The 13,015-nt window shown below is 43.1% G+C and carries 11 protein-coding genes and 1 other annotated feature; of the genes, 9 read left to right on the top strand and 2 right to left on the bottom strand.

Features of this window, described 5'->3' with window-relative positions; translation table 11 throughout:
* Nucleotides 1-83: 83 nt before the first annotated feature.
* Complete coding sequence (locus SporoP17a_RS08805) at nt 84-2,501, bottom strand: bifunctional diguanylate cyclase/phosphodiesterase (protein ID WP_083034311.1); 2,418 nt, start codon at nt 2,499-2,501, stop codon at nt 84-86.
* Between the two features lie 257 nt (nt 2,502-2,758).
* Nucleotides 2,759-3,463, bottom strand: a complete 705-nt coding sequence (locus tag SporoP17a_RS08800) for a pseudouridine synthase (RefSeq protein WP_083034310.1) — start codon at nt 3,461-3,463, stop codon at nt 2,759-2,761.
* Between the two features lie 171 nt (nt 3,464-3,634).
* Nucleotides 3,635-3,854, top strand: a binding site (T-box leader).
* Nucleotides 3,855-3,945: 91 nt separating this feature from the next.
* Between SporoP17a_RS08800 and SporoP17a_RS08795 the strand changes: the two genes are divergently transcribed.
* The 9 genes from SporoP17a_RS08795 to SporoP17a_RS08755 all read left to right on the top strand — a co-directional run bounded on the left by SporoP17a_RS08795 (nt 3,946) and on the right by SporoP17a_RS08755 (nt 12,975).
* Nucleotides 3,946-5,325 (top strand): anthranilate synthase component I family protein, encoded by a 1,380-nt coding sequence (locus SporoP17a_RS08795; protein WP_237262297.1) that lies wholly within the window; start codon nt 3,946-3,948, stop codon nt 5,323-5,325.
* Nucleotides 5,326-5,395: 70 nt separating this feature from the next.
* Nucleotides 5,396-6,427, top strand: a complete 1,032-nt coding sequence (gene trpD / locus SporoP17a_RS08790) for an anthranilate phosphoribosyltransferase (RefSeq protein ID WP_083034308.1) — start codon at nt 5,396-5,398, stop codon at nt 6,425-6,427.
* Entirely contained in the window at nt 6,424-7,212 is a 789-nt protein-coding gene (trpC, locus tag SporoP17a_RS08785) for an indole-3-glycerol phosphate synthase TrpC (protein WP_083034307.1), read from the top strand. Before trpD ends, trpC begins: the two co-directional genes overlap by 4 nt.
* The gene (locus SporoP17a_RS08780; protein ID WP_083034306.1) at nt 7,209-7,841 is read left to right on the top strand and encodes a phosphoribosylanthranilate isomerase; all 633 of its coding nucleotides are present in this window, start codon (nt 7,209-7,211) and stop codon (nt 7,839-7,841) included. The genes trpC and SporoP17a_RS08780 overlap by 4 nt, the downstream gene beginning before the upstream one ends.
* The gene (gene trpB, locus SporoP17a_RS08775; RefSeq protein ID WP_083034305.1) at nt 7,825-9,015 is read left to right on the top strand and encodes a tryptophan synthase subunit beta; all 1,191 of its coding nucleotides are present in this window, start codon (nt 7,825-7,827) and stop codon (nt 9,013-9,015) included. Before SporoP17a_RS08780 ends, trpB begins: the two co-directional genes overlap by 17 nt.
* Nucleotides 9,012-9,803 carry a tryptophan synthase subunit alpha gene (gene trpA, locus SporoP17a_RS08770; RefSeq protein ID WP_083034304.1) on the top strand — a complete coding sequence of 264 codons (792 nt, stop codon included), beginning with the start codon at nt 9,012-9,014 and terminating at the stop codon, nt 9,801-9,803. Before trpB ends, trpA begins: the two co-directional genes overlap by 4 nt.
* A gap of 255 nt (nt 9,804-10,058) precedes the next feature.
* Complete coding sequence (locus tag SporoP17a_RS08765; protein ID WP_083034303.1) at nt 10,059-10,988, top strand: S66 peptidase family protein; 930 nt, start codon at nt 10,059-10,061, stop codon at nt 10,986-10,988.
* The gene (locus SporoP17a_RS08760) at nt 10,989-12,098 is read left to right on the top strand and encodes a mandelate racemase/muconate lactonizing enzyme family protein (protein ID WP_083034302.1); all 1,110 of its coding nucleotides are present in this window, start codon (nt 10,989-10,991) and stop codon (nt 12,096-12,098) included. It begins immediately after the preceding gene.
* Nucleotides 12,091-12,975: a C40 family peptidase gene (locus SporoP17a_RS08755; protein WP_167693404.1), complete on the top strand. Its 885-nt coding sequence runs from the start codon at nt 12,091-12,093 to the stop codon at nt 12,973-12,975. Before SporoP17a_RS08760 ends, SporoP17a_RS08755 begins: the two co-directional genes overlap by 8 nt.
* Nucleotides 12,976-13,015 lie beyond the last annotated feature (40 nt).

Below are 13,015 nucleotides of genomic sequence, written 5' to 3'. Positions count from 1 at the left end.
AGTATGATCTTCATGAGAAAGCGATTCAGTTGCGACCCTATATAATAGAAATAGCCAACAGATATCGATCTGCTGGCTACTTATTATGATTTTATAGTAGTAAGTAACTGTAAAAGCTCATCGGGAGGCACGGGTCTGGAATACAAGAAACCTTGTGCTTCATCACATTCAAGTTTCTTTAAAAAGTCGGCTTGCTCGTATGTTTCAACACCTTCAGCAATCACTCGTAAGTGCAAGTTCTTAGCCAAATCAATAATAGCTTTTACAATAACGGAATTTGATTGTAGTTCTCTTATGAAAGATTGATCGATTTTAAGGTGAGTCAGAGGAAACTTCGTTAAATAACTTAATGAGGAATAGCCTGTTCCGAAATCATCAATACTAATTTTAATGCCGATCTCACGGAGTTCTTGTAAAATGTGTTGGCAATAGTCTACGTCAGAGGTCATACTTTCTGTAATTTCGATATTCAAATAGTGTGGAAGCAGTCCGGTTTTATGAAGTGTATCTTTGACATCGGACACAAACCTAATACTTTTAAACTGACGCAAGGAAACGTTGACGCTCATTAATAGTGAAGTGTGACCTAAGTCTTGCCACTCTTTCGCCTGTCTGCAAGCAGTCTCTAGCACCCACAAGCCAATTGCAAGTATCATTCCAGTTTCTTCTGCTATCGGTATGAATTGTCCAGGTGGGATCATGCCTCGAGAAGGATGTTGCCAACGCACCAATGCTTCTACACCGATTATATTTCCGGTATTAAATTCAAATTGTGGCTGGTAATGCAATGATAATTCCTCTTTTTGAAGTACTTGACGTAATTCCATCTCAATTAAAGTTCGTTCCATCAAGTCTTTATAAAGCTCTTCTGTGAAAAATTGATATGTGCTTTTACCTGATTGTTTTGCTAAATACATAGCAGAATCCGCATTACGAATGAGTGTATCATACTGTGCTCCATCGTCTGGGAACATGCTGATTCCGATGCTTGGCGCAATAAATATTTCCAAGTTATCGATGAGGAATGATTTGGATACTTCATCGACAATTCGTTTGGCGACCATTTGTGCGCCTTGTTTCGTTGTAGAAGAACATAGAATTAGAAACTCGTCACCGCTAAGTCGACCGACCAAATCATTTTGTCTAACGAGTGTCTGTAATCTTGCACCAACTGCTTTAAGCAATTGATCCCCTACATAGTGACCCATGGAATCATTGATGTTTTTAAAACGATCCAAATCCATGTAAAGCAGTGCGAAAGGTTCCCGATTGTTTAAACGACTCTCAATCAAGTCTTCTACTGTCTGCTTCAGTAACCTTCTGTTTGGCAATCCAGTAAGATGATCGTGAAATGCCATATATTCAATTAAACGTTCAGCTTTTTTACGATCTGTAATTTCACTGGCGGTGCCGACAACTTCGACTACATTCTCATCTTCAAAAATAGGAGAGAGGTAAACTAGAAAAGTTCTTGATTGATAATCAATTTCGAACTGCCCTACACGACCAAGTAAAGCTCCGAGAAGCTGACGCTTATATGTAGACAAAGTGAAGCTTTTATTCGAAGCGAGCTGATTTAGTGTTTCCACAGTGACTCCCAGCTGTTCAGCAACTTTTCCTTCTAGTAATGTAATATGAATTTGATTGTTTTCATCTAAAGAATATTTAAAAATAGCATTTTGGAGGTTTTTTACAGTCGTAGAAAAGTCATTTTTTAATGCCAATTCTAATGACTTTTCCGCCTCCATCTGAGATGTCACGTCTTGCCGTATGGAAATGTATTGGAATGGTTTACCGTCTGATCCGATAAACGGAACAATAGTAGTATGGACCCAATAAAAACTTCCGGACTTCGCCTTATTACGGATTACGCCTCTCCATACTTGACCAGACTGTATCGTTTTCCACATATCTGCGAAAAAACTTTTTGGATGTGTACCTGAATTGACTAACCGATGTGTTCTGCCAATCAATTCCTGACGCGAGTATTCCGAAAGAGTACAGAAGTGATTATTGACATACGTAATGACGCCTTGTGGATTAGTGATGACAACTACTGCGGATTCATCCAGTGCATATTTAAAGTTTTGCAAGTCGATACGTGTTTTAGCATACTCATTTGAGACCATTTTTGATCCCGTTACATCAATGTCGAGTGACAGATAACCTGTTAAGTCTCCGGCAGTACCGTAAATAGGAACAATGGTAATATCCAACCAGTGTACTGATCCAGACTTAGAGTGAATTTGAATAGACTCTTGATAGACAGTATCATGTATGAAATGCTTTTTAAGTATATAAAGCGTCTTTTCAATAGAGAAATCTCTATGTACCTTTCCCCATGTTTCACCTATCAACTCATCTTCGACATAACCTGTCAGCTCGCAAAAGTTCTGGTTTACATAGGTAAGATGGCCGCTTAAGTCAATAAGTGATATGCAAAACTTTTCATCAAGTATTGCAGATAAGTGTGAAGAAATACTTGGAGCCTGTAACGGCATAAAGGCACATCCTTTCTTTAGAAATTGTTATGGGAAAGTAGAATAGTCCTTACTTTTAAAATGTCATAGTTATGAAGGTATATAAATACACCTAATGGATTGAAGAATATAGTAATCTGTCTGATTATAACATGAATAAGAGAGTTTTGAACTAGATGTTGAAGAAATAATATATAGGTTATTAGGGGTGTTAGACATACGAGTGTGTTACATAACAAAAAAGATCACGAAAGCTTTGTAAAGCCTTCATGATCTATTTACCTTTTTGGTTCGTAATCAAGTGTTTTAAATAACGTATTACGCTCTGCATCTGTTAGCTCACGCCATTCGCCAATCGGAAGATCACCCAATTCAATAGTGAGTATCCGAACACGTTGCAAGCGGCGTATGTGATAGCCGAGCGCTGCGCACATTCTGCGGATTTGACGATTTAAACCTTGTGTCAATATAATAGAGAAAGTTTTAGGGCCAAGTTTTGTCACTGTGCAAGGTTTTGTTACAGTATCTAGAATCTTCACTCCATTTTCCATCTGCGAAATAAACGAAGCGGTTAAGGGGCTATCCACTGTCACGATGTATTCCTTTTCATGACCGTATTCTTCCCGTAGGATTTCATTAACGATGTCTCCATCGTTTGTTAATAGTAGTAAGCCATCAGAATCTTTGTCTAAACGTCCAATGTGGAAGATTCGCAATGGATGATTAACAAAGTCCACCACGTTACCTTTTATATGGCGTTCTGTTGTACTAGTGATTCCCACTGGTTTATTAAGCGCGATATACACTAACTTTTCTTCTTGTTCAACTAACTTGCCGTCGACTTCGACTTGATCACCTGATTCGACTTTACTGCCAAGTTCCGCGAGTTGGCCGTTAATTTTCACACGGCCGTCAGCAACCCACTGATCTGCACCTCGCCTAGATACAATACCTGCACTACTTAAAAATTTATTAATCCGCATAAAGATTCTCCTCCCGCACTTGTTACAATAAGCTAATTATAGCATTTTTCCTGTAAGAAGTTGTTGACATTAAAGATTCAGCATATTAAGATAAGTGTAATAACTAGATGGACAGAAGGTTTCGATAGCGGAATCGTCCCGGCAGATGAGATTTAGCAGAGAAGAGAATAGCGAAAAGATATGAATAAGAAGAGTAGCGAGCACATGTGCTTTCTAGAGAGTCAGTGGCTGGTGAAAACTGATACACAGCGTTCGTGAATGGACTTATGGCAGCTGTTTTGATGAAAAACAGACGTTTGCCCGCGTTAAGGGTAGTGTGAAAACACATAAAGTGGGAGTACTTCGGTGCTTCAATTTGAGGTGGCAACGCGGTTCTATAATCGTCCTCTGCAACAGGCTAACTGGCTCTGTTTGCAGAGGGCTTTTTCTATTTAATTACACATATTATACGGCAGTCCATAGAGAAGAGGAGAATGATGATGATGACAGAACAGAAGAACTTACGGGTAACGACGAGAAAAATTGAAGGAGATTCTTTAACCCCCATATTGATATTTAGAAGATTGAAAGGGAACCAGAAGTTCCTGTTAGAGAGTTCTTCGCAAGCAGGTGGGTCAGGTCGTTATTCATTCATTGGACTGAATCCTCAAAAAGCCTATCGAGGTCGGGATGGTGTAGTAGAAGAAATCGTCTACTCGACGAACAGAACCTATACGCATGAAGGAGACCTCTATACGTTATTGAAGCGTCTCATGCCGCGTATTACAGAAGATGCAGGCTTCCCGTTCACAGGCGGTGCGGTTGGTTATGTAGGATACGGGGCAGCACGAAATGGTGAGCAGCGAGCAGCTGACGACCTCCAGCTACCGGACGTCTACTTCAATATCTACGATACCATCGTGATCTATGACCATCATTTGCACGAAGTGACGTTGCTGCATACAGAGATCAATCCGGTATACGAAGCACCTGACTTAGATGCCATTGAGGATATGATTGTGAATGGTTCGGTCGATAAAGAAGACAGTGTATCTCTTTCCGATTATCGTTGTGCCATTTCCAAGGAAGAATTTGAGCGTCGTGTCCAGATTATTATCGATGCGATTCAAGACGGACAGGCGGAACAAGTCGTTCTGTCACGTCGCTTTGAAGCAGATATTGCAGGTGATCCGTTTGCGTTGTATCGTAAACTGCGTCGTCGCAATCCATCTCCGTATATGTATTACATGGAGTTTGAAGATCATATAGTCATCGGAACATCGCCTGAAAGTCTTGTGCGCGTCACGGGAGATAAAGTATTAACCAATCCAATTGCGGGTACTCGCAGAAGAGGGCGAAACCAAGCGGAAGACGAAGCACTGGAAATTGAATTACGCAATGATCCAAAAGAACTGTCAGAACACGATATGCTAGTGGAGGTAAGCCAGAAAGAACTGCAACAAATCTGTCGTCCCGAAACGATTGAAGTCGCAAACTATTTGGAAACAGTTCGCTATGAACATGTGATGCACTTAGTTTCCGAAGTGACAGGTGACCTTGCTCCAGGCTTACATGCTCTGGATGCATTGAAGGCGACAATGCCGGCAGGAACTGTTACGGGTTCCCCTAAACCGATTGCTATGGACATAATTGATGAACTGGAAGACCAGCACCGTGGGATTTACGGTGGCGCTATCGGCTATATTGGCCTTAACGGCAATATCGACTTCGCATTGACAATCCGTACAATGCTTGTAAAAGAAGGCAAAGCATATGTGCAGGCAGGTGCGGGGATAGTAGGAGCTTCTGTTCCTTCATTAGAATTTAAAGAAACATCCAATAAAGCCCGTTCTTTACTAGAAGCAACAGAAGTGACCAACTAATTGCCAAAGCCTGAGCTTTGCTGAGAGACTGCGTAAATGCATTGAAAAGAAGAGAAGAGGAGAGATGAGGATGGAGAGATTTTTAAGCATAGTAGAGAAGCAGCGGAACCTTATGTACGAAGAAATGAGAGAAGCTGCTGAGCTAATGTTCAATGAAGCGACAGATGAAGATCAAATTACACAGTTTTTGACCGCGTTATCGAAAAAAGGTGAAACATCACATGAAGTAGCAGCATTGGCAGCCGTTATGAAGTCCTATGCAAATGACTTGACGCCTACAGAGGCACGTTATCTAGATAACTGCGGAACGGGTGGGGATGGAGTCAATACATTCAATATTAGTACGACGGCCGCATTCGTGTTAGCGGGTGCTGGGGTCCAGGTTGCGAAACATGGTAATCGTAAAATCTCCAGCGCATCAGGTAGCCAGGATGTTTTGGATGCACTTGGCATTCATTCTAACTTCCAGATATCTGATATGCAGAATTTACTGGAACAACAAGGGATTGCTTTCTTATTTGCACCGTCTATTCATCCAAAAATGAAACGGATCGGCGCTATACGAAACAAAATTGGTAAGACGACGATCTTCAATTTAGTTGGGCCGTTGACGAATCCTGTATCACTCGAAACACAGTTTACAGGTATTAACCGTCCGGATTTCATTATGGAATATGCGTCAGTACTCAGAATGCTTGGGCGGGAAAGAGCAATTGTCGTGAGCGGAGCAGGTGGAATGGATGAAGCGTCTCTAGCGGGCCAGAATGAATTTGTATTACTCGATCATGGCGATTTAATTCCCTTTTCAATGACTGCCGATGATGTAGGGCTTGAATATGCACCATTGTCAGCAATAAAAGGTGGAGACGCAATAGAGAATGCCGCGACTACTCGATCGATCTTAGGTGGGGAACGTGGACCAAAGTTCGATACAGTCGTGTTGAATGCAGGTATAGGTTTATTTGCGAATGGGCAAGTTTCTACGATTCAAGAAGGTGTGAAAGTAGCTACTGACAGTATCTTGTCAGGCAAGGCATTAGCAAAACTAGATGCTGTAGTCGCATTTAGCGAAAAGATTCGGCAAAAGGCGGTTATCCAATGACGATTTTAGATAAAATTATTGCGCAGAAAAAGATAGAGGTAGATCAATTATTAGCGAATAACGTGACGTTTCCTGAACGGGAGATTACACGTCCATCACTTTATCAAACACTGAGGAAAGCAAAACAACTGCAAGTCATCTCTGAAATGAAGCGTGCATCCCCCTCTAAAGGAATGATTGCAGAAGGTGCAAATCCGGTTAAACAAGCGACTACTTATTATGAAGCAGGTGCTGCCTGCATTTCAGTGTTGACGGATAAAGAATTTTTCAAGGGATCGTTTGAAGACTTATCTGCAGTAGCGGATGCTGTACCTATCGCATTGTTGTGTAAAGACTTTATGATCCATAAGATTCAGATTGACCAAGCCAAAAGCGCAGGTGCATCCGTCATTTTATTGATAGTGGCAGCACTTGATGATGAAACACTTGGCAGTCTATATACGTATGCCAACGAAGAAGGGTTGGATGTGCTAGTTGAAGTGCATAACGTCGAGGAGTTGCAACGCGCATTGTCAATCGATGCGAGAATCATCGGTGTTAATAACCGCGATCTGCATACATTTGAAGTAGATTTAGCACAGACAGAACGGATTGCGTCACACTTCCCGTTTGATGAAGAGCGTGTGTTCATCAGTGAAAGCGGAATCTGGGGACCTGAAGATGCAGAACGTGCGGCAAAAGCTGGAGCAAGTGCAGTACTTGTCGGAGAATCTTTGATGCGCAGTGATTCAGTAAAAGAAGCTTTGCAAGCATTGCAAGTAGAAAAGCACGTGGATCGTCCATGACAAAAGTAAAGATTTGTGGACTAACGAAACCAGAACATGTACAAGCAGCTGTGGATGCGGGTGCTGATGCTATAGGTTTTGTGTTTGCACCAAGTCGTAGGGAAGTGACGATTGAGCAGGCACATGAATTGGCGAAGCTCATTCCGCCTTCTGTATTAAAAATTGGAGTCTTTGTGGATGAAACGAAAGAGCAGTTACTGAAAATATTCAATGAAGTACCACTGGATTACATTCAATACCATGGCGATGAGACACCTGCCTTCATTCAACAAGTAGGATTACCTTCTATTAAAGCACTTGCTATTGAAAATGAAGACGACGTGAAACTCGCTACCACATATGACGTGGATTATTATTTATTTGATACACCAGGTGTTGAATATAAAGGCGGTAGTGGTAAGACGTTTGACTGGTCGTTACTTGAACATGCAGGGGTTTCAAAAGGACAAATTATTTTAGCTGGCGGGCTTCATGAAGGAAATGTGTGTGAAGCGTTGAGGCAAGTGAATCCATATATGGTGGATGTATCAAGTGGAGTAGAGATAGAGAAGCAAAAAGACACGGAACGCATTCAAACGTTTATTCATACAGCGAAGGGTAGGAGAGATCGTCATGACAACAGAAACTAAAGGACGCTACGGGAAATTCGGAGGTCAATTCGTTCCGGAAACATTGATGACTGCATTGCAGGAGTTAGAAACTGCTTACGAAGAAGCGCAGCATGATCCCGCGTTTTCAAAGGAACTGGATTATTATTTGAAAGAGTTTGTAGGTCGTGAAACCCCTTTGTTTTTTGCAGAGCGTTTGACGAAGCATGCAGGTGGCGCGAAAATTTATTTGAAGCGTGAAGATTTGAATCATACAGGTGCTCATAAGATTAATAATTCTCTTGGCCAGGCATTGCTTGCAATTCGTATGGGCAAGAAGAAGATTGTAGCAGAAACGGGAGCGGGTCAACACGGCGTGGCAACAGCTACTGCTTGTGCGTTACTCGGTCTTGAATGCATTGTATTCATGGGCAAAGAAGATATCCGTCGTCAGGAACTAAACGTTTTCCGCATGGAACTGCTCGGTACGAAAGTAGTTTCTGTCGATAAAGGTTCAGGTACTTTGAAGGATGCAGTCAATGAAGCATTGCGCTACTGGGTTTCCAATGTAGAGGACACACATTATATTCTCGGTTCGGCTTTAGGTCCGCATCCATTCCCACAAATCGTCCGAGATTTTCAGCGAGTGATCGGTGATGAAACACGTAAGCAAATCGTGGAACATGAAGGACGTCTACCGGATGCAGTTGTAGCTTGCATTGGTGGCGGCAGTAATGCGATTGGTATGTTCCATCCATTCGTCGATGATCAAGATGTGAAGTTGTACGGAGTAGAAGCAGCCGGCAGCGGTATTTCAACAGGCAAACATGCGGCAGCCATAGCGGGTAAACAAGAAGGCGTTTTGCACGGTGCGTACATGTATGTACTGCAAGACGAAGATGGATTTATTCAAGAAGCGCACTCCATCTCCGCGGGGCTCGACTATCCCGCAGTAGGGCCTGAACATTGCCATTTGGCTGACATCAAGCGTGTACAGTATGATTCCGTCACGGATCAGCAAGCACTTGAAGCGGTACAAGTTCTTTCGCGTGTAGAAGGAATTATTCCGGCTCTTGAAAGTGCGCACGCTGTCTATTATGCAGTGCAGTTAGCGAAAGAAATGAAAGAAGATGAGCTCCTCGTTATCTGTTTATCGGGACGTGGCGATAAAGATATGCAAACAGTACGTGATGCGCTGGGAGGTCAATCCAAATGACAAAAAAACTAGTGACACAAGCAATTGTGCAATGTAATGAACAGGGAAGCAAAGCATTTGTACCTTATATCATGGCGGGTGACGGCGGATTACAAACGTTGAAGAAGACGATATTATTCCTGCAAGAAGCGGGCGCAACTGCTATTGAAGTAGGTATACCATTTTCCGACCCAGTGGCGGACGGTGATGTGATTCAGCAAGCCGGTGAGCGGGCGTTAGCTGAAGGCATGACATTGCGAAAGATTATGAAGGAACTTGCTTCATTTAAAGAAGAAGTCAAGATTCCTCTAGTGATCATGACGTATTTGAATCCTGTGCTTAGCTATGGCTTACAGTCATTAGCAGCGGATTGTGAAGCAAGTGGTGTCTATGGTCTAATCGTTCCAGATCTTCCGCTCGAGGAAAGCGGATTACTCAAAGAAGCGTTAGAAAATAGCGATGTAGCATTGATTCAACTAGTTTCTTTAACGAGTCCAGCTGAGCGTATTGAAGCCATTGCGAAAGCAGCGGAAGGTTTCATTTATGCAGTGACAGTAAACGGCATCACGGGTGTTCGTTCGTCATTTACAGAAGGGCTCGAAGGTCACTTGGAACGCCTCAAAGCAGCAAGTTCCGTTCCAGTTCTTGCAGGGTTCGGTATTTCTACTCCGGAACATGTTCGCACACTGGGGGGGCTTGCTGACGGTGTCATCGTCGGAAGTGCGATCGTGACAGCCCTTCATGAAGGAGATTACGAAGAGGTTCGGACGTTAATTCACGCATCTAAAAATCAACTAACTAATAGCTAATCATTTTGCGGATAACTGATACATTTCAGTTGTCCGTTTTTTTAATACAAATAAAACTATCCACAATAACGGAATTGTGAATAACTTTTTCTGTTATTTAAGTAATTTTATGTGATGTATTCACAATAGTTGGGGATTAGCTGTTCATAAAGGGGATAACTCAAAGATTACCCACAATCTATTTCAAATGTCATATAAATCCCGTAATGACGATGGAGTTTCTTGAATATGATAAAGTAGGACGTAGAAAGGGTGATGAGTAGAATGATTCGTCCAGCACATTTAGTACAAGGTGATGTAATTGGGATCGTGGCACCTGCCAGTCCTGTGGAACGTGAAGTATTGGAACGTTCATTTCAATTTTTGGAGCAATTGGGCCTGCGCTATAAAGTAGGCCGCTCCGTTTACAAGAAAAATGGTTACTTAGCAGGGACTGATGAGGAACGATTGGCTGACTTGCATGAGATGTTTAAAGATCCTGAAGTGAAAGGGATATTCTGTGCGGGAGGCGGTTACGGCTCGGCACGCTATGCGGAACAACTGGATCTCGATTTGATCCACAACCATCCGAAAGTGTTTTGGGGGTTCAGTGATATTACGTATCTACATACCGCGATTCGTCAGGGAGCAGGACTCGTTACATTCCACGGACCTATGCTTGCATCATGTGTCGCACAAGACGAGTTTCATGAAATGTCCGGTAAAATGTTCGGGCAATTATTTGCGCCTGTGGAGGTCCACTATTCTGAAGCAATCTCGCCACTTGAAACACTTGTCGGTGGTGTTGCAGAAGGCGAAGTGGTCGGTGGTAATTTGACGCAACTAGTCAACAGTTTGGGCAGTGAGTTTGAGATTAAAACGAATCATCGATTGCTTGTAATTGAAGACGTCGGTGAAGAGCCTTATAAAGTAGATCGCCTACTCAATCAATTACGTCTTGCAGGCAAGCTTCGAGAGGCAGCCGGTATAGTAATTGGTGATTTCGCGAAAGCGGCGCCAACGAAGCCATATGCTTCACTCACGATGGATGAAGTGTTTGAACAGTATTTTGGCAAACTACATCAGCCTGTCGTAAAAGGATTCTGTATCGGTCATTGCGAACCAAATATTGCAATTCCATTTGGTGTGAAAGGACGTTTGGATGCAAATAGTAAGACGCTGACTATCTTACCGGGAGTGGAGTAATTGCAAATTCGCACGGTGGAAACATTCCTCGTGTCATCCTCATTACGTAAACCGTTTATTACCGCGTTACGTACTGTTCGTACTGTACAATCGGTTATTATCAAACTAACAACTGATAACGATTTAATCGGCTGGGGAGAAGCAGTGCCGACGCATGTTATAACGGGCGATTCGATCGGTGGAATTCGTCATGTTATCGATCATGTTCTTGCGCCTCTATTGGTAGGCCAAGATATCAGCCGGCTAGAATTACTAACGGAGAGAATGCAACGGGCTATTATAGGCAATACAGGTGCGAAGGCCGCAGTTGACATGGCAGTGAATGATTTGTTCGGACAGCTTTGCGGTTTACCTTTAGTCCACGTGTTAGGTGGCTACCGCCAAAGCTTGAAAACAGATTTGACAGTCAGTGTCGGGAAGCCTGCTGATATGGCCAAGGAAGCAGCAGAACATGTTGCCAGAGGCTTCGATACGCTAAAAGTGAAAGTCGGTACAAGTAGTTCTCAACAAGAAAGAGAACGGATTCACGCCGTACGTCAAACCGTCGGGCCAGATATCCTCATTCGTCTCGATGCCAATCAAGGTTGGAAACCAAAAGAAGCCATTCACCTGATTCGCCAGTTGGAAGATGACGGAGTTGATTTGGAATTAATAGAACAGCCAGTTGCCGCATATGATGTAGAAGGCTTGAGAGACGTGACCAGACAGACAAGCACGCTGATTATGGCAGATGAATCATTATTTTCAGCGAGAGATGCAAAAAGGTTGCTGGAGATGCGCGCAGTGGATGTACTGAATATCAAATTGATGAAGTCGGGGGGGATCCGCGAAGCCTTGAAAATCAATGCATTGGCTGAAGCAAATGGCGTAGAGTGTATGGTCGGAAGTATGATGGAGACAGCAGTCGGGGTGACGGCAGCTGCTCATATTGCAGCGAGTCAGCCGAATATAACGCGAGTGGATTTAGACGCACCACTATTATTGGTAGAGGAATTCTCTGCGGGCGGTGTGCTCTACCACGGATCGCATATGGAATTTAGCAAGAAGTCAGGACTAGGATTTGATTCGAAACGGATGATGCAATGGGTGAAGGAGCATGCATGTGAATGAGAAATGGATGTGCGCAGTAAGCGTTGCGACAGTATGGACTGATCCTGATTCTCCCCGTGTGGCTGATCTTCCCGCCCTGGATCATCCTGTGCAAATCGATAGATGGCTTTCCCAGTTATCGTATGAAGAACGTCTAGCGCTAAGTGACAACGATCACATTCAAACGCAATTATTATACGGTGAATCTGTGATTGTCGAAGAAGTGGTTGGCGACTGGGCGCGTATAATTGCTAGCTCCCAGCCAACTCGTAAAGATCCTCGAGGTTATCCTGGATGGGTGCCGCTTATTCAACTTTCCATGAAGAAACGAATACAGACAGAAGAGTTTGTCAGAGTGACTAATCCAAAGGTAGCTCTTTTTGATGAATCAGGTACATTCTTTCTACGTGTTTCTTTTAATACAATCTTTCCTTCCGGAGAACGACGCGGAAAGAAGATACGTGTATGGACACCGCATGGTTGGAAATTGCTAAATGCATCCGATGTCGAGTGTGTGGGAGAAGAATCGATTCACCGTCCGCTAACTGTGGGAAGACGTTTCATTGGTTTACCGTATTTATGGGGTGGCATGTCCGCCTGGGGTTTTGATTGCTCTGGATTCACCCGTGCTATATGGGAAGCGTGTGGAGTTTGCTTGCCACGTGATGCAGCCGATCAGGCAGAAGAAGGCAAACCCATCTCACTCGACTCTGCAGATTGGCAAAAAGGTGATTTAATCTTTTTCAAGAACGAAGAGCGGTGTATTCATCATGTAGCGATGTATGTGGGGAACGGAAAGATTCTTCATGCGCCTTCAACTGGAAAATTAATTGAACAAATTGACCTAAAGAAGTCCGCATATGCCAAAAATGTCTGTAGCGTGCGAAGAATGATCTAATCGAATAGGCGATACATCAAGCAGGAATTGGCGCTGACTC

This window comes from Sporosarcina ureae (assembly GCF_002082015.1).
Lineage (GTDB): Bacteria > Bacillota > Bacilli > Bacillales_A > Planococcaceae > Sporosarcina > Sporosarcina ureae_A.
Note: the sequence above shows the minus strand (reverse complement) of the source record. Positions and strands in the feature narration are given on the sequence as shown.